Origin of the sequence: Caballeronia sp. INDeC2 (assembly GCF_023631325.1) — a bacterium.
GTDB lineage: Bacteria > Pseudomonadota > Gammaproteobacteria > Burkholderiales > Burkholderiaceae > Caballeronia.
In genome coordinates, this window is record NZ_JALQDG010000028.1 from 1 (window position 1) to 17,513 (window position 17,513).

At 63.6% G+C, this 17,513-nt stretch carries 16 protein-coding genes; 11 read left to right on the forward strand and 5 right to left on the reverse strand.

What is annotated here, in order from left to right; all coding sequences use genetic code 11:
• A partial coding sequence (locus NCS28_RS17615) for an MSCRAMM family adhesin SdrC (RefSeq protein WP_250515050.1) occupies nucleotides 1-980 on the reverse strand: 980 nt, incomplete at its 3' end.
• Between NCS28_RS17615 and NCS28_RS17620 the strand changes: the two genes are divergently transcribed.
• The 7 genes from NCS28_RS17620 (at nucleotide 955) to NCS28_RS17650 (ending at nucleotide 9,765) form a co-directional block, all read left to right on the forward strand.
• Nucleotides 955-2,982: a YadA family autotransporter adhesin gene (locus NCS28_RS17620; RefSeq protein WP_250515051.1), complete on the forward strand. Its 2,028-nt coding sequence runs from the start codon at nucleotides 955-957 to the stop codon at nucleotides 2,980-2,982. The genes NCS28_RS17615 and NCS28_RS17620 overlap by 26 nt on opposite strands.
• Before the next feature lie 153 nt (nucleotides 2,983-3,135).
• Nucleotides 3,136-3,828, forward strand: a complete 693-nt coding sequence (locus tag NCS28_RS17625; RefSeq protein WP_250515052.1) for a FadR/GntR family transcriptional regulator — start codon at nucleotides 3,136-3,138, stop codon at nucleotides 3,826-3,828.
• Between the two features lie 923 nt (nucleotides 3,829-4,751).
• Nucleotides 4,752-5,855, forward strand: coding sequence for an ABC transporter substrate-binding protein (locus tag NCS28_RS17630; protein ID WP_502801203.1), 1,104 nt, complete (start codon nucleotides 4,752-4,754; stop codon nucleotides 5,853-5,855).
• Nucleotides 5,856-5,936: 81 nt separating this feature from the next.
• On the forward strand, nucleotides 5,937-7,013 hold the full coding sequence (locus NCS28_RS17635) for an ABC transporter ATP-binding protein (protein ID WP_250515054.1): 1,077 nt from the start codon (nucleotides 5,937-5,939) through the stop codon (nucleotides 7,011-7,013).
• Nucleotides 7,010-7,873, forward strand: coding sequence for an ABC transporter permease (locus NCS28_RS17640; RefSeq protein WP_250515055.1), 864 nt, complete (start codon nucleotides 7,010-7,012; stop codon nucleotides 7,871-7,873). The genes NCS28_RS17635 and NCS28_RS17640 overlap by 4 nt, the downstream gene beginning before the upstream one ends.
• A complete protein-coding gene (locus NCS28_RS17645) occupies nucleotides 7,873-8,790 on the forward strand; it encodes an ABC transporter permease (RefSeq protein ID WP_250515056.1) in 918 nt (305 codons plus the stop codon). The genes NCS28_RS17640 and NCS28_RS17645 overlap by 1 nt, the downstream gene beginning before the upstream one ends.
• 39 nt (nucleotides 8,791-8,829) lie before the next feature.
• Complete coding sequence (locus NCS28_RS17650) at nucleotides 8,830-9,765, forward strand: aldose epimerase family protein (protein WP_250515057.1); 936 nt, start codon at nucleotides 8,830-8,832, stop codon at nucleotides 9,763-9,765.
• Nucleotides 9,766-9,878: 113 nt separating this feature from the next.
• Here NCS28_RS17650 and NCS28_RS17655 read toward each other — a convergent pair whose 3' ends face one another.
• Entirely contained in the window at nucleotides 9,879-10,331 is a 453-nt protein-coding gene (locus NCS28_RS17655) for a response regulator (protein ID WP_250515058.1), read from the reverse strand.
• Between the two features lie 196 nt (nucleotides 10,332-10,527).
• Between NCS28_RS17655 and NCS28_RS17660 the strand changes: the two genes are divergently transcribed.
• Both NCS28_RS17660 and NCS28_RS17665 read left to right on the forward strand, forming a co-directional pair.
• Nucleotides 10,528-11,223 carry a response regulator transcription factor gene (locus NCS28_RS17660; protein ID WP_061115843.1) on the forward strand — a complete coding sequence of 232 codons (696 nt, stop codon included), beginning with the start codon at nucleotides 10,528-10,530 and terminating at the stop codon, nucleotides 11,221-11,223.
• A 158-nt stretch (nucleotides 11,224-11,381) separates the two neighbouring features.
• Nucleotides 11,382-11,903: a hypothetical protein gene (locus NCS28_RS17665; protein WP_250515059.1), complete on the forward strand. Its 522-nt coding sequence runs from the start codon at nucleotides 11,382-11,384 to the stop codon at nucleotides 11,901-11,903.
• A gap of 16 nt (nucleotides 11,904-11,919) precedes the next feature.
• Here NCS28_RS17665 and NCS28_RS17670 read toward each other — a convergent pair whose 3' ends face one another.
• Entirely contained in the window at nucleotides 11,920-12,276 is a 357-nt protein-coding gene (locus NCS28_RS17670; protein ID WP_250515060.1) for a hypothetical protein, read from the reverse strand.
• 401 nt (nucleotides 12,277-12,677) lie between these two features.
• On the opposite strand from NCS28_RS17670, the gene mprF reads away from it, so the two are divergent.
• Together mprF and NCS28_RS17680 are read left to right on the forward strand one after the other, a co-directional pair.
• Nucleotides 12,678-15,272 (forward strand): bifunctional lysylphosphatidylglycerol flippase/synthetase MprF, encoded by a 2,595-nt coding sequence (gene mprF / locus NCS28_RS17675; protein WP_250515061.1) that lies wholly within the window; start codon nucleotides 12,678-12,680, stop codon nucleotides 15,270-15,272.
• Nucleotides 15,269-16,561: a virulence factor family protein gene (locus NCS28_RS17680; protein WP_250515062.1), complete on the forward strand. Its 1,293-nt coding sequence runs from the start codon at nucleotides 15,269-15,271 to the stop codon at nucleotides 16,559-16,561. The genes mprF and NCS28_RS17680 overlap by 4 nt, the downstream gene beginning before the upstream one ends.
• Before the next feature lie 69 nt (nucleotides 16,562-16,630).
• Here the strand turns inward: NCS28_RS17680 and NCS28_RS17685 are convergent, their stop codons facing one another.
• Nucleotides 16,631-17,140 (reverse strand): DUF1993 domain-containing protein, encoded by a 510-nt coding sequence (locus NCS28_RS17685; RefSeq protein ID WP_250515063.1) that lies wholly within the window; start codon nucleotides 17,138-17,140, stop codon nucleotides 16,631-16,633.
• A 93-nt stretch (nucleotides 17,141-17,233) separates the two neighbouring features.
• On the reverse strand, nucleotides 17,234-17,458 hold the full coding sequence (locus tag NCS28_RS17690; protein WP_502801204.1) for an oxidoreductase-like domain-containing protein: 225 nt from the start codon (nucleotides 17,456-17,458) through the stop codon (nucleotides 17,234-17,236).
• Nucleotides 17,459-17,513 lie beyond the last annotated feature (55 nt).

The window sequence follows — 17,513 nt, forward strand, 5'->3', positions numbered from 1 at the left end:
TCCGATGTCAGTTCGCTGTCAACGGGCATGAGCACGGTCACGTCCAACGTGAGTTCGTTGTCGACCGGTCTCAGCACGGTGACGTCCGGTCTGGACTCTCTGTCGAGTTCGACCTCGACGGGTTTGAGCACCGTGACTTCGGGCCTCGATTCGCTGTCGACGTCCGCCTCGACAGGCTTGAGTACGGCGACGTCGGGCGTCGCATCGCTGTCCACCGGCTTGAGCACGGTGACCTCCGATGTCAGTTCGCTGTCAACGGGCGTGAGCACGGTCACGTCCAACGTGAGTTCGTTGTCGACCGGTCTCAGCACGGTGACGTCCGGTCTGGACTCTCTGTCGAGTTCGACCTCGACGGGTTTGAGCACGGTGACTTCGGGCCTCGATTCGCTATCGACGTCCGCCTCGACAGGCTTGAGTACGGTGACGTCGGGCGTCGCATCGCTGTCCACCGGACTAAGCACCGTGACCTCCGATGTCAGTTCGCTGTCGACGGGCATGAGCACGGTCACATCCAACGTGAGTTCGCTGTCCACCGGACTCAGCACAGTGACGTCCGATGTGAGTTCACTCTCGACGGGTTTGAGCACAGTTACGTCGAACATTGATTCTCTTTCCACGGGCCTCAGCACGGTGAGTTCCGATCTCAACTCGCTGTCGAGTTCGACATCGACGGGTCTGAGCACGGTGACGTCGGGTCTAAGTTCGCTGTCGGCATCGACCTCGACGGGCCTAAGCACGGTGACATCGAACCTCGATTCGCTCTCGACATCGACCTCGACGAGCCTGAGCACGATGACCTCGAACGTCGCGTCGCTTTCCACCGGACTCAGCACGGTAACCTCCGGCATCGCGTCTCTGTCGACGGGTATCGACATGCTGTCCGCGTCCACCTCTACGGCCGTAACATCCCTGTCAACCGGCATCGATACGCTTTCGACTTCGACTTCGAGCGCCGTGGTCTCGCTGTCGACGGGCGTCACTTCACTGTCGGTCGCGCTATACAACACCGTCCAGTACGATGATCCGAATCACACGAGCGTGACGTTCGGCACGCTCGGCACGCCCGTTACGCTCAAGAACGTCGCGCCTGGGGCGGTCAATCCAAACAGCCTCGAAGCGATCAACGGCTCGCAGCTCTTCGCGACCGCGCAAAGCGCCGCCGAGGCGCTGGGCGGCGGATCATCCGTGGACGCCAACGCCAAGATCACCAAGCCGACCTACACGTTCACCGACAATTCGACGTTCGAAAACGTCGGCGATGCGCTCACGAACCTGGACGGCCGCGTCACGCAGAACACATCGGACATCAGCATCATCAACACGACGCTGAGCACGATCAATAACGGCGGCGGCATCAAGTACTTCCACACCAACTCGACCCTCGCCGATTCTTCCGCGTCCGGCACCGATGCGGTGGCGATCGGCGGCAACGCGATCGCATCTGCAAATAACGCCGTCGCGCTCGGCTCCAACTCGTTGGCTGATCAGCCGAACACAGTATCGGTAGGCTCGGCAAGCTCGCAGCGTCGGATCACGAACGTCGCGGCGGGCATCGACGCGAACGATGCCGTCAACGTCTCGCAGCTGACTTCGACGATCTCGTCGAGCCTGGCAAACACAGTGACCTACGACGATTCGTCGCGCACCAAAGTTACGCTGCACGCGGCGGATCCGACAGCGCAGGTCACGATCGATAACGTGGCCAACGGCAAGGTCGACGAGACGAGCCGCGAAGCGATCAACGGCTCGCAGCTCTTTACGACCGCGCAAAGCGCCGCGGCCGCGCTGGGCGGCGGAGCAACCGTGGATGCGGACGGCAAAATCGTCAAGCCGGCCTACAAGTTCACGGATAACTCGACATTCGACAACGTCGGCGATGCGCTCACCAACCTCGACGGCCGCGTCGCGCAGAACACGTCCGACATCACCACGATCAACAACACGCTGAACAACATCACGACGGGCGGCGGGATCAAGTACTTCCACGCCAATTCGACGCTGCCGGATTCGTCTGCGACGGGCGCGGACTCGGTGGCGATCGGCGGCGGTGCGTCGGCGACGGCGGCCAACTCGGTGGCGTTGGGCGCGAACTCGGTGGCGGATCGTCCTAATACCGTTTCGGTCGGCTCGGCAAACGCGTCGCGTCAAATCACGAACGTCGCGGCCGGCACGCAGGACACGGACGCCGTCAATGTGTCGCAGTTGAAGCAGGCGGGCCTGATCAACGGCGACGGCTCGTCGAAGGCTGCCGTCACCTATGGCACTGGCGCGGACGGCAAACCCGACTACGCGAACCTGACGCTCGGCAACGGCACCGGCGCGACGACGATTCACAACGTCGCGGACGGCGCCGCAGGCACGGATGCCGTGAACGTGAACCAGATGAACGCCGCGCTCGACCGCGTGACGGACATCGCCGAGAGCGGTGGCAATCCGTTGTTCGCGGCCAACGGGGATCGCACCGCCGAGGTCGCCACCGCCACCGGCGAGCATGCCACGGCGATGGGCGCGAACGCGAACGCGAGCGCGGACAATTCCGTCGCGCTCGGTGCGAACTCGGTGGCCGACCGGGCGAACACGGTGTCCGTCGGATCGGCAGGCAACGAACGCCAGATCACGAACGTCGCCGACGGCAAGCAAGACACCGACGCGGTCAATGTCCGACAATTGAACCTGGCATCCGCGCAGGCGCAGAGCTATACGGATTCGCGCATCGCCGGCGTGCAGAGCCAGATCAACAACGTCGCCAGCACGGCTTACGGCGGCATCGCCGCGGCGATGGCAGCAGCGGGATTGCCGCAGCCTACCGGTCCGGGCAAGACCATGGTGGCTATCGCGGGGGCGCGTTACGCGAGCGCATCTGGCGCGGCGATCGGTATTTCGTACGTGACGCAGGACGATCGGTGGGTCGTGAAGGCGTCGGGCAATACCAGCAGTTCTGGCAACGTTGGCTTCACGATCGGCGCGGGTCATCAGTGGTAGCGCCTGAAGTAACAGCCGAGTGATCGAGGTCGGTCGACGCAGTCACTGCGTCGACCGATTTTGCATTGCCGCGCTTCAACTTCCGGCGGCGTTCCTCTCGCAAATCTGCCTTACAATCGGGTCTCCTCCCTGACAAGCACGTCAAGCGCGAACATGAACGAGCGTAAGTCATCCGGACTCGCCGACCGGATTTACAGCGACATCCTCAATAGCATCGTCGAGGGCGAGTTCAAGGAGGGCGACCGGCTTCTCACCGAACACGCGCTCGCCGAACGGTTTGCGACTTCTCGCCCGACCGTGCGCGAAGCGCTGGCGCGGCTGCGTGCGGACGGCATCATTGTGACGCGGCGCGGCTCGGGAACGATTGTCGGACGCCGACCGGATCCCGACGTGCGCCGTTTCGCCCCGCTCGAAACGCTGTCGGACATCCGCCGCTGCTACGAATTTCGGATCGTGACGGAGTCAGGCGCCGCGGAATTGGCCGCCGTCAAGGGCGAAGATGGGGCTATTCACGCGATTCGGGACGCCTGGGACCAGCTCGAGCGCGTCGTCGAAACGCAGCAGGGCATCGGCGCGAAAGACGACTTTGCATTCCATCTGGCGGTCGCGCGGGCGTCGAAGAACCAGTTTTTTATCAGCGCGTTGTCGTTCATCGAGGAACAGGTCGAAGTCAGCATGAATTTGTCGCGCAATTTGTCGTTCGTAAAGACGCTCGAACGACAGCGCGTCGTCCAACGTGAACATCTCGAAGTGCTCGAAGCGATCCGTACGCGCGATTCGGTTCGCGCCGGGAAGGCGATGAGGGCGCATCTTGAGAACGCGCTCGATCGGATGTTCGGCGACTAACCATCGGTGCAGTTGTCACACAACCTTCGCGTGTATCCGCAAAATCGCTCCAAACGAAGGCGGATTTGTTTGACAACTTCGGATGATCTCTGCGCTTCCGTGGACCTTCGATCGTTCAGCGCTCACTTTCCCCGCAGCAGCAGAGCGAGCGGTATCACAACGCCCACGTGATTCGGCTCTCAACTGAAACGAGCGCAAGCCGCGCCGATCAGACGCACATCGTGGCTAGGACTGGCTAGCGAACTGTGCAACTACTGCCGTGCATAGGATTTCGGTATCGTGAACCTCGCGGTCCGGTGCCGTTCGCGTTCTTAAAAGATCAATAACGGTCGCCTTTGCTCCTGCTGAAGAGCGCGCCGACATCAAAGGCCGCGCCGAATTCTCGCGAGCACTCTTGCGCGCTCCATTAACCGCTCCATCGAATGGCTCGCGCCGTAGGCGTTGATTCAACAGACGCTTGGCCGCGAGCACATCAACACCCGCAACCTTCAGGAAACACGCAGCGAATTCCGAGGGAAACAAAGGTTAAACCGACAGGTAACAACCGCTCCGGGTATCTCCCGACACCTCCCGCAAACCGCTATCGCCAGAAGAAAAACCGCCTCATCAAGGTTTCGGTAACAGCCTCGAAAGCCCCAATTTGCTTGACATCCTATGACCCTGTTAGCTATTTTTCAGCATCCGGTCGCCAAGAGGACGCACGCGTACAGAGACACGCTACATTCAAGGTGCCGGCAAGCGGCGCACAAACGAATCAAGAAACGAATCAACAAAGAAGCACAAACAGGCCGGCGATCGACGATACGACCGGACCTTTTCCCGACCACGGGTTGCGAGAGAAGTGAGGAGACAACATGGATTTCAAGGCAGGACTGTCAGTGAAACTGGCGGCAGTTTGCGTCGCGGTCAGCGCGGCCTTCGGCATGAGCGCGGCACACGCGGCCGATGCCGTATCGATCAACATCGTCGACGTTGCGGGCAATCTTCAACTGACGCAAAAGGGCTTCGAGGCGTTCAAGGCGAAATATCCCGATCTGGTCTCCAGCATCACCTTCACGAACGCGCCCGCGCCGCAGTTGCCGGGCAAGATCAAGGCGATGCAGGCGGCGGGGCGCTCGGACATCGACCTCGTCGTGACCGGCACCGACGCACTCGCGGCCGGCATCCAGCAAGGCCTGTGGGAGAAACTGCTTCCCGACAACGCGAAGGCATTCCCCGGCGTGCTCGACAAATACGCGCCCGGCCCGCGCAAGATGCAGGACATCGCGCAGGGTTACGGTCTCGAAGTGACCTATATGCCCGCCGGTCCGCTGCTCGAATACAACCCGGCCAAGGTCGCCGACGTTCCGAAGACGCCGGATCAACTGCTCGCATGGTGCAAGGCGCATCCGAACAAGCTGATCTACGCGCGCCCGGCGAACTCCGGCCCGGGCCGCACCTTCCTGATGGGCCTGCCGTACGTGCTCGGCGACAAGGATCCGATGGATCCAATCAACGGCTGGGACAAGACGTGGGCGTTCCTCAAGCAGCTGAACGACTGCATTCCATACTATCCGGGCGGCACGTCGGCCGTCATGAAGGAACTGGGCGAAGGCACGCGCGACATGACGGTCACGGTGACCGGCTGGGACATCAACCCGCGCGCGCTCGGCATCGTGCCCGCGGAGTTCAAAGTGGGCGCATTCGACAACATGACCTGGGTGAACGACGCCCACTACATGGTTATCCCGAAGGGCGTGCCGAAGGAAAAGCTCGACGTGCTCTACAAGCTGATGAACTTCATGCTCGAGCCGGCGCAGCAGGCGCTGACCTATGACGATGGCTACTTCTATCCGGGCCCGGCGGTGAAGGACGTACCGCTCTCGATGGCCCCCGCGAAGAGCCAGGAAGTCATCCAGAAGTTCGGCCGGCCCGAATACGCGAAGCTGCTTGCCGATCGTCCGCACGTGCTGCCGCTCAATGCGCAGGCGATGGTCGCGGCCTTCCAGAAATGGGACCGTGAAATCGGCGCGGCGAAGACCAAGTAAGTCGGCATAACGCTGTAATGAGACGGCGACGCTCCCGTCAGGGCGCGTCGCCGCTTGCACAAAAAAAGCGCAGGAATTGTCATGAAGCACACTTTTGAGCAGTTGCGCCTCGACTCGGTCTCGCGCAGTTTCACCAACGCGGAAGGGCAGCAGCTCGCAGCGTTGAAGGGACTCGATCTGAACATCCAGCGCGGTGAATTCATCGCGCTGCTCGGGCCGTCGGGTTGCGGCAAGTCGACCGCGCTGAACTGCATCGCCGGATTGCAACCGCTGACGGGCGGCGGCATCTGGCTCGACGACAAGCGTATCGACGTGTTGCCGCCCGAAAAGCGCGGTTTCGGCATGGTCTTTCAGAACTACGCGCTGTTTCCGCATATGTCGGTGCTCGACAACGTCGGCTTCGGCCTGAAGATGCGCGGCATGCCGAAGGCGGAAGCGACCAAGCGCGCGAAGGCCGCACTGCAGCTCGTGCAACTGATCGGTCACGACGCCAAGCTTCCCGGTCAACTGTCGGGCGGTCAGCAGCAGCGTGTGGCGATCGCGCGCGCGATCGTCATCGAGCCGCCGCTCGTCTTGATGGACGAGCCGCTCTCGAACCTCGACACCAAGCTGCGCATCGAGATGCGCGCCGAAATTCGCCGCATCCACGGCAAGCTGGAGCGCGCGACCATCTACGTGACGCACGATCAGGACGAAGCGCTGTCGATGGCCGATCGCATCGTCGTGATGAAGGAGGGCGTCGTCCAGCAAGTGGCCTCGCCGAAGGAAGTCTATTCGCGGCCGAAGAATCTGCATGTCGCGCGCTTCATGGGTTTTCGCAACGTCGTGCAGGCGACCCTCGAAGGCACGCAGGGCGAAACCGTCGCGGTGAACGCGAACGGCGTGCGGCTCATCGGCACGCCGATGGAAGGTTTCGACAGCAAGCGCGTGGCCGTCGCGCTGCGTCCTGAAGACATGGAACGCGCGACGCCCGGCGCCGAGAACGCCTTCGATGCGCACGTCGAGGTCGTCGAATACGGCGGCCGCGATTCGCTCATCATCGTCAATACCGCGTTCGGCAAGCTGTGGGCGCGCATCGCGGGCGAATGCAGCGAAGGCGAGCGCATCTCCCTGCGCGTCGCGCCGTCGAAAACGCTCGTGTACGGAGAAGAAAAATGATCGCGCTTCCCGCGCAGCGCGATCCGAAGGGCTGGCTCGTCACGCCCGCGCTCTTCTTCATCCTCGCGCTGTTCATCTATCCGTTCGCCTACGGGCTGATGCTGTCGTTCAATCCGATGAACGGCGGCAGCGTCTGGGCGAACTACATCACGTTCTTCACCGACTCGTCGATGTGGCCGACGATCATCGTCACGCTGAAGCTCGCCGTGCCCGCGACGATCATCAACGTCGGCGTGTCCGTGCCGGTCGCGTTCGCGTTGCGCCGCACTTCGCCGTGGCAGAAGTTCGTAACGACGCTGCTCGTCGTGCCGGTGACGCTCGGCACGGTGCTGATCGCCGACGGCATGCTGACGTACTTCAGCCCGAACGGCTGGTTTCCGCAGGCATTGCAGGCGCTGCATCTCTATAGCGATGAAGTGCGCCTCACGCACAACTACTGGGGCGTGCTGATTTCGCTGATCGTGTCGGGCTTTCCGTTCGCGTTTCTGCTGACGCTGTCGTATGTGACGGGCATCGATCCGACGCTCGCGCGCGCCGCCGCGACGCTCGGCGCGAGCCCGTGGCAACAGTTCCGCCAGATCTATCTGCCGCTCTTGTTGCCCGGTCTGACGATGACCGCGTGTCTTTCGTTCGTGCAGGCGTTCTCGGTGTTTCCGTCGGCGGTGCTGCTCGGCGCGCCCGCCGGTCCGACGCGCGTGATCTCGATCGCCGCATCCGAAGCCGCGTTCGAAAGCTACGACTACGCGCTCGCATCGACCATCGCGATCGTGATGGGCTTTGTCCAGTTGCTCGTGGTGGGCGGCATGCTCGGCGCGCGCCGCTTCTTCTATACGGGTCCGGTGACGGGAGGCAAGGGATAATGACGACCGATAACCGCGCGGCATCCGGCTGGCAGGCCGGCGCGCCGACCCAAACCGCAAACGGCACCGGCAAGCACATGAAACAGCAAGTGAGCCTGCGCGACAGGCTATGGAAGTTCTTCGTCTGGGCGACGATGGGCTTTTTCCTCGTCAACGTGCTGCTGCTGATCGCGACCGTCGCCGTGAACTCGGTGGCGACGCGCTGGTTCGGCACGCTCCTGCCGCAGGGCTTCACGCTGCACTGGTATGCGCAGGCGTGGAGTGATTTCCAGCTGTCGAGCGTGCTGCTCGTGACGCTGGAAGTGGTGGGCGCGGTGGTGCTGCTGTCCATCGTGCTCGGCGTGCCGGCGGCGTATGCGCTCGCGCGCGTGCAGTTTCCCGGCAAGCGTTTCGCGATGCTCGTGTTCCTGCTCCCGCTGATGGTGCCGCCCGTGACCTACGGCATCCCAATGGCGACGGTCATGTACAAGTTCCATCTAGCAGGCACGCTGACCGGCGTGATCCTCGCGAATCTGGTGCCTGCGCTGCCGTTCGTCATTCTCGTGATGACGCCGTTCATCGAGCAGATCGATCCGAATCTCGAATCGGCCGCGCGCATCTTCGGCGCGAACACGTTCCGCTACTTCCGCTACGTGCTGCTGCCGCTGCTCGTGCCCGGCATGCTGGCGGCGGGACTGCTCGTGCTGGTGCGCACCATCGGCATGTTCGAGCTGACGTTCTTCACCGCGGGGCCGACGACGCAAACGCTCGTCGTGGCGCTCTATTACGCCGTGTTCTCGACGGGCGTGCGCGCGCCGCAATCCATCGACGCGATGGCGATGATCTACATGGCTATCACGATGGTCTGGGTGCTGATCGCGCTGCAGTTCGTGAGCCCGACGCAACTCGTGTCGCGCGTGAAGGAACAGAAGCAGTGACGTTTGCCTGCGCGGGTTCTTTTATATCGAAGTCGTGTCGTGACGAAATTTCGTGAAGTCGTAACGCTGAACGCCGAGCCGCGCCTGAGCATATCGAGCGGGCCGCATGTCATCGAGATCGCGCCGGCGGCGGGCGGGCGCATCACGCGCTTCGCCACGCAAGGCGCACGCGGATGGCAGGACTGGCTCGTGCCGCTGACGGCCGCCAGTTGGCCGTGCGATGCGTGGCCCAAGGGCGGCAGCTATCCGCTCGTGCCGTTTTCTAACCGCGTGCGCGATGCGCGTTTTGCCGCGCCGGGCGGTTCCATCGTCGAACTCGCGACGTTTCCCGGCATGGCGCACGCGCTGCATGGCTTCGGCCAGTTCGCGGCGTGGAACGTCGAACTTCAGGAGGCGGATTGTGTCGTGTTGCGCTACGTGCACGGCGAGGGCGAGCAGGGCTGGCCGTGGGCGTTCGAGGCCGTGCAGCTGATCGAAGCCAATGCGCAAGGCGCGCGCTTGTCGATGCGCGTCGCGAACCGGTCGGCCAGCCCGATGCCGGTCGGCCTCGGCTTTCACCCGTACTTCGGCGCGCATGAAGCCGAACTTCATGCAACGACGCACTGGCGTCACGAAGCGGAGATCGCGATCGAGCCGACGCTCAAGCCGCCCGCGCATCGACATGTGCGGGAAACGGAGGGCTACACGCGCTATCTGAGCGGCTGGGACGGCCGCGCCACGCTGCGTTACGCGGATGGCCGCACGCTTGAACTGCAAGCCGACGACACGTTGAACCACGCCGTCGTGCATTGTCCGGCGGGCGCGCGTTATCTGTGCGTCGAACCGGTGTCGCACGTGAGCGACGGCTTCAACCTCGCGGCGCAAGGGCTGCCGAGAACCGGCATCGCCATCATCGAGCCAGGTAGTGAAATACGGGCGTCGCTCGCGATGGCAACCGGCGCGAGCCCGGCCCCGCGCGACGGCGACGCCGCCTGACGCGCGCTTCCACGCAGGCGCGCTCGCGAACGGCAGGAACGCGCGACGCATTCGCCGGCAACCATCCCCCGGCGACGAGGCAAAGGTCCCTGTTCATGGCGGCACCTCCAGATTCAGCGCGTGAGCGGCATGGAAAAGAACGACTCCACGAGATCGACGATGCGCCAGGTCGCGCAAGGCCGACGGCAGTGGGCATCGAAACCGGCTTCCTTGAGCGTCTGAACCGGGTCGGCCGGCCACACGTTGCTCATCGCGACGAGAAGCCGTCCCGTGACGTCGGCGTCCATGCGCAGCGTGCGCAGAAAGACGTAGCCGGAATCGTTGTCGAGACTCGTGTCGAGAAGCAGCGCCTGCGGCTGCCAGCTATGCACCAGCGCGCGCACGGATTTCAGATCCTGCGAATGAATGACCTGCAAGCCTTTGAGCCGAAGTTGCACGGCGAGGGAATCGCCGATCGACTTGTCCTTATGGGCAATCAGCACACGGCGGGAAGTATCGGCCGTGCGGGCCCGCTTGATTCGCCACAACGCGAATTCTCGTTCGTTGTCGGCAAGGCGGCTTGACATCTCATCCTCCATTCTCGTATTGCGTTATGTGGTTGATTCGACTGCGGCCAGTTTCGACGGAACGTGCCGGCGGCTAAACCCGGCACGGGAGGGGGATGCGGAGGATTTTGGGAGACTGCCGAATGTATCCCTGCGAAAGGGGGGTGGTAGTCGCACGGCGCGCGCGTAATATCGGAACCGTTCTCGGAGCGTCGCAATGGAAAATGGCTATTTCAAAACTGTGTTGCTAGTAGAGGACGAAGGGCTCACCAGGAGCGCCATGAAAAGCCTCATCCTGGCGAACGAGCCGTTGCTCGAAATCGACGAAGCCGACGGCTTCGAGCAAGCGAAAGCCAAGCTGTCCGCCAATACCTACGATCTGATGTTCCTCGACTACCACTTGCGAGGCCAGGCCACGGGCATGGATCTGCTCAACTGGATTCGCGAGGAAGAGCGCGAGATCCAGACGATCATGCTTTCCGCGCAGGACGATCGCGACACCGTGCTCGAATGCATCAAGAATGGCGCGTGCGGATTCATCTCGAAGGGCAGTGAGCAGGGCGCGGGCGTGTTCCGCGAAGCGCTGAAAACGATTCTCAACGGACGCGTCTACCTGCCGAACACGGTGCTCGGCAAGGGCGGCCACAGCCCGAAACCAGTTTCGCCGCACGCGGGGGTCACAGTCGAATCGCTCGATCTGCCGCCGCGCCTGACCGAAACGTTGCGCTATCTGCTGCAGGGGCTGTCGAACAAGGCCATCGCGCGCAAAATGAACATCAGCGAAAACACCGCCAAGGAATATTCGAGCGATCTGCTCGCGCGCTTTCACGTCACGCGGCGAACGTTTTTGATCGTCGAGATGGCGCGGCGGGGAATCGAAATGCCGATGAGCAATACGTCGTCGGCGTCCTGAGCGTCACACTCATCTTTTTCGACGCGGGCCGCCCCTAAGGCGCCCGCGTCGTCGCATCTGCGGCGCCTCTTTCTGATCGCTCCGAGGAATACACCCAAGGATGGTAAGGTAGAGCCCGGACTAAATTTGAGATGGGGTCAGCGTAGGTGATTCGCAGGATGACGTTCATAAAAATGCAAGGCGCCGGCACGGCCATCACGGTGACAGCGGCGCTCGTTCTCGGCGCATGCGCGCCGCTTCCGCAGCAGAACGGCACCGACGCGGCCGCGGCGGCGTCGGCGGCATCGGCCACGCAGGCGGTTCAGGCTCCGGCCAGGCCGCCCGCCCCCCCGGCACCGCCGGGCGAGCAGCGCATCATGGTCGGCACCGCGAATGGCTACCATCTGATGCTCAAGACGACGCCCCCGTCCCAAGTCTGCGACGACACCGCATTCGCCGACGGCGTGCGCTACGGCTACGCGCTGACCTGGAACCGCCTCGTGAGCGAAGACGTGCGCAACGGCGGCAAGGCCCGGCGCAAGTTCGACGCATCCACGGTCCATTCGCTCGACGATCAGTACAAGATCCAGTGGGACGGCAAGGAGCGCACCAATGCGTGCGCATCGGACGGTTATCTGATCGGACGCGTCGTCGGGACGCATCTGGCCGGCGTCGACATGCGCAACGGCAAGCCTTCCTGATCGCTAAGACGGCAGCTTAATCGCACGTGTGCGTCGCCGTGACGTAGCGGCCGGCGGCTGCGACGTCGCCGTAGATCGTGTAGCCCGTGCCGTTCGCGGACGCCTGCGCGATCACCAGCACCACCGACTGACTCGTCATGCCGCCGCTCGGCACCGAAACGGCCAGCGTATCGGCGCTCGGCGAGTATTCGCGCACCCGCGGCGCGATCGGCGTCCATTTTTCCTTCACGCAGCGGATGAAATCGTACGGCTTGTACTGCGACGTGCCGGACCCGAAGGGCACGGTCTTGAGCAGGGCGTCGTCGGTCGACACGCACGCGCTCAACGCGGATGCGCCGATTGCGGCAAACAAGATTGCGATGTTTTTTCTCATGATTCCGATGCCTTTTTTTGTAGTATCCGCTTAAGCTACCGTCCCGTGCTCGTCGACGCCCGAACGCTTCGTGGCCGTCGATCCTAACCGCTTTCCTGACAAACCGTAAAGTAGAGGCGGTCGGTCATTCGTGCTGGTCGAGCCGTCCGGGAAACCGCGCCAGATCTGATTGCAAACCTTTCGGTCCGTAGTTTTCCCAATATTAGTCAAGTCTGGTCAACCGCCGCCGTTATACAGGCGTTTCACGCTTTGAAGCCTTTTGTATGGCGCGAGCGCGGGCGGCGGGAGCCGAAGTGGCGCTCTCCGACCGCGCGTAGTGCGCGGGCCCAGATAACCGTGTTGTACCGTTGCCATCGATCGCTTGCGGCCGATGCGCGGCGGGAGCCAGTTTGATAGAACGCATGTCTCGCACAAAGTTGCTTGCCCGGCTTCGCGCCATTTCCCCGATCGGACGTCCATCCGGCGGCATCGATCTCCAGCGGCTCGCCGCGCCCGTGCTCACGGTCGTCATCTGCGTGCTGCTGCTCGTGGTGTTCCAGCATCTTTCTCGCTCGGTCGATTACAAATCGGTGATCCACTCGCTGCGCATGATGACGCCGCAAGCGTGGATGGCCGCGCTGTTTGCCACCGCGCTCAGCTTTGCCGCGCTCGTCGGGCGGGACGCGGTCGGGCTGCGGCACATCGGCGTCGCGGTGCCGCGCTCCTTGCTGTGGGTCGGCGCGACGGTCGGCTCGGCGCTCGGCAACGTGACGGGCTTCGGCGCTTTGACGGGCGGCGCGGTGCGCTGCCGCGTGTACGGCGCGGCCGAAGTCACGCCCGCGCAGGTCGGCCGCTTGACGATTTTTACGAGCGTCACGCTGGCGCTGTCCCTTGCGTTCATGGCCGCCGCCGGCATGCTGTTCGGCGCGAACACGCTGTCGGCCATGATGCACGTGCCGCCGGCCGTGCTGCGCGTGACCGGCGCGGCGCTGCTCGCTGTGTTCGTCGCAATGGTCGTCGTCTGCGGCAGCGCGCCGCGCACGCTGCGTTCGCGCTGGAAGTGGCTGTCGTTCACCGTGCCGGCGCGCCGCGATTTCGTCTCGCAGACTGCGCTCGCCGTCGTCGATGTATTCGGCGCCGGACTCGCGCTCTGGGCGCTCCTGCCGAACGCGCAAGTCGGTTTCGGCGAATTCATGACGGTGTTCTCGGCGGCGATGCTGCTCGGCATGATCGGCCATACGCCGGGCGGCGTCGGCGTGTTCGAGGCGGCGATGGTGTTCGCGCTCGGCAACAGCGCCCAGACGCCGGACGTGCTCGCCGCGCTGCTCGCGTATCGCGCGATTTATTTCGGCCTGCCGCTGATCCTTTCCGCCGGTGTAATGGCCGCGTTCGAAGGCCGTGCGCTCAAGGGCCGCTTCGGCATGCTGAGCCGGCGTCACGTGTCGCAGCTCGCGCCGCTGTTCCTGTCGATCGTCACGTTCGCAGCGGGCTCGATGCTCGTCATCTCGGGCGCGACGCCCGCGTTCAAGATGCGTATCGCGCTGTTGCAGACCATCGTCCCGCTGTGGGTGCTGGAAAGCTCGCAACTGCTCGGCTCGGTGCTCGGCGTGCTGCTCCTCTTCGTCGCGCGCGGTCTGATGCGCCGCCTCGATGCCGCCTGGTGGCTCGCGCTCGCGCTTGCGGTGACGAACCTCGCGCTGTCGCTCGCGAAAGGTCTCGCGTTCGTCGAAGCCGGCGTGCTCGCGTTTCTCGTCGTGCTGCTCGTCCTGACGCGCGAGCGCTTCAACCGCCGCTCGTCGCTCTTCGCCGAGCGCTTCACCGCGACGTGGCTGATTTCGATCGGCGTCGTGATGGCCTTCGCCGTGTGGATCATGCTCTTCGCCTTCCGCGACGTGCCGTACAGCGGCGATCTCTGGTGGCAATTCGCCTTCGACGAGCGCGCCCCGCGTGCGCTGCGTGCGACGCTCGCGGCGGCGGTGTTCGCGGCGGCCTTCGGCGTATGGCAACTGCTGCGTCCGGCGGCGGGCCGTTTCGTGAAACCCGCGCCGCAGGATCTCGCCGATGCCGCGCGCATCTTCCGCGCGCAGGAGCGCAGCGACGCCGGTCTCGCGATGATGGGCGACAAGAGCTTCCTCTTCTCCGAGTCGCGCGAAGCGTTCCTGATGTACGCGAAGCACGGCCGTACGTGGGCCGCGTTGCACGATCCGGTCGGTCCGCGCCGCGAGTGGGCGGAATTGATCCGCAAATTCGTCGAGCTCGCGCACGCGCACAACGGCCGCGCGGCGTTCTATCAAGTGCGTGCCGATGCGCTGCCGCTCTACCTCGACGCCGGCCTCACGCTGATGAAGCTCGGCGAGGAGGCGCACGTCGCGCTTTCCGAGTTCGATCTGAAGGGTTCGCATCGCTCGCATCTGCGCTATGCATTGAAGCGCGGCGAACGCGATGGCTTCGATACGGAAGTCATCGGGCCGGAGCACATCGCCGAAAGCATGCCGATGCTGCGCGCGATCTCCGACGACTGGCTCAACAGCCGCTCGGCGCGTGAGAAGAGCTTCTCGGTCGCGGCGTTCAACGAGGAGTACCTCGCGGCGCAGTCGGTGCTGCTCGTGCGTCAGCAGGGCGCGCCGGTCGCGTTCGTCACCTTCATGACGACCGACATGAACACCGAAGCGACCGTCGGCGTGATGCGCCATGTGTCGGCTGCGTCGTCTTACGCGATGGAGTACCTCTTCACCAAGCTCGCGCTGCATCTGAAGGAAGCGGGGTTCAAATCGCTGTCGCTGGGCATCGCGCCGCTGTCGGGCATGGAACCGACGCCGCTCGCGTCGCACTGGCATCGGCTCGCGGGGCTCGTCTGGCGTTTCGGTGGCCGTTTCTACAACTTCCGCGGACTGCGCGGATTCAAAAGCAAGTTCCAGCCGCGCTGGGAGCCGCGTTATCTCGCGGCGTCCGGCTCGGTTGGCGTATTTTTCACTTTAGCGGATCTTTCGCTCCTCGCGGGCGGTTGGCGTTCATGAAATTCCTTTGCAAGAAAGCGGCGGCGCTCGTGGCGGCCGCCGTCTGTGGTGCGTCCATGATGAGTGCGGCCCATGCCGCTGAATCGATTCCCGGCGGACGTTACGGTCAGGTGACGCTCACGAAGCCCACCGGCGACATGACCGGCTTTGTCGTGCTGTTTTCCGAGAAAAGCGGATGGACGCCGGCCGATCAGGCCGCCGCCGACGCGCTCGCCGCCAAAGGCGCGATGGTGATCGGCGTCGATACGCCTCGTTACGCCGCGCGCGTTGCCGCCGACAAGACGGAGAAGTCCTGCCATAACCTCGTCGGCGATGCGGAGAACATGAGCCATCAGCTCGAACGCACCGTGCAGTCGAATCATTACTTTTCGCCGATTCTCGTCGGCACCGGGCAGGGCGCGACCCTCGCGGAAAGCTCGCTGAAGCAGGCGCCCGACAACACCGTCGCGGGTGCGGTGTCGCTTTCCGCCGATGCGCAACTCGACGCACGCTTCAAACCGTGCCCCCCGGACCCGACCATCATTCACGTGAAGGGTTTGCCCGGCTTCCTGGAGCGCACGGCGCTGCAACCGAGCCAGACGAAGGCCGCCGCGCTCGTCGCGATGACCGTGCCGCACCTCAAAAAGGCGGAACCCGCAACCGACAGCGACGTCTCCGATCTCCCGCTTATCGAACTGCGCGCGGCGCAACCGACCGATCTGCTCGCGATCGTGATTTCTGGCGACGGCGGCTGGCGCGATCTCGACAAGACGATGGCGCTCGCGCTGCAACGCGATGGCGTGTCGGTGATCGGCATCGACTCGCTGCGCTACTTCTGGAGCGAGAAGACGCCGCAGCAAACGGCCAACGACATCGCACGCGTGATCCGCGCCTACAACGCGCGCTGGCATACGAGCCATGTGGCGCTCGTCGGCTATTCGTTCGGCGCCGATGTGATGCCATTCGCGTATAACCGTCTGCCGGACGCAGTGCGGGCGCAGGTGTCGTACATCTCGCTGATGGGATTCTCGCCCGCGGCGGATTTTCAGATCCGTGTGACCGGCTGGCTCGGCATGCGCGCGAGCGAAAAGGCGCTCAAGGTGCGGCCGGAATTCAACAAGCTGCCGCCGCCGATGGTGCAATGCATTTACGGCGAGAAGGAAGAGGACACGCTGTGTCCGCAGTTGACAAAGACGGGTATCGAAGTGGTGAAGCTGCCGGGCGATCATCACTTCGGCGGCGACTACGATGCGCTCGCGCGGCGGATTCTCGCGGGCTGGCGCAAGCAGATCGCGGCGCGGCAGGGCTAGTTCTCGCACGCGCCTTCACGTGGCCGCTCGATCGTCCGATCGGGCGGCTCACCAAACGCTGCGTTCAGATCACTTCAGCGGCCCGAGAAAATCCCGCTTGCCGATGGGCGCGCCGAGATGGCGCAGGATGTCGTGCGTCGTGACGACGTGAAAATAGAAGTTCGGCAGCCCGAAGCCAAACAGATAATCGTCGCCCGAAAACGACGGCGAAAAATCCGGAAACTTCAACGTAACCGTGCGCGTTTCGCAGCCGGCAAGCGACGCCTTGTCGATGCTCTTCAGGAACGCGATCGTTTTCTCGATGCGTGCCTGCAGCGCCGTAAAACTGTCTTCGTCGTCCTCGAAGCGCGGTGCTTCGACGCCCGAAAGGCGCGCCGCCGAGAGCTTCGCCGTGTCGCTCGCGCGCTGGATCTGGGCGGCGAGCGGCAGCATGTCGGGCGCGAGGCGCGCGTTGATCACATCGGCGTGGGCGAGGCCTTTTTCATCGGCGAAGGCGGCGCCTTTTTTCAATAGATCCGCGCAGACTTCGAGTCCGCGAATAAACACGGGAATCGATGCGCGATACATCGTGAGAGACATGGGATTGCGCTCCTTGAGTTCTGGTTTCGATAGCGACAGGGGACACAAGCATAGCGCCCCGCTCAGTTGCTTGCTCGAAACGGCCGGAACGATTCACGGCGCTTCATGCCGCGCTTCCCACGCGCGCAATTCCGCCTCATAGCGCTCGAGCGCCTCCTGATACAGATCGAAAACGCACGGATTGCAGCCGCTCTGACAGCAGTCTTCCGGCAGCGGACGCTCGGGCGGCACCGGGCGCGGATTGGAGGTGTGATCGGATGGATCGTTCATCGCTTCATTGTGCAACGGCAACGCCTGACAGACGCGAGCGGCTAGAATTTGGCGGCGTATCGCGCTGCGCACAATGCGATACTGCGCGCGGGGCGGCAAAGCG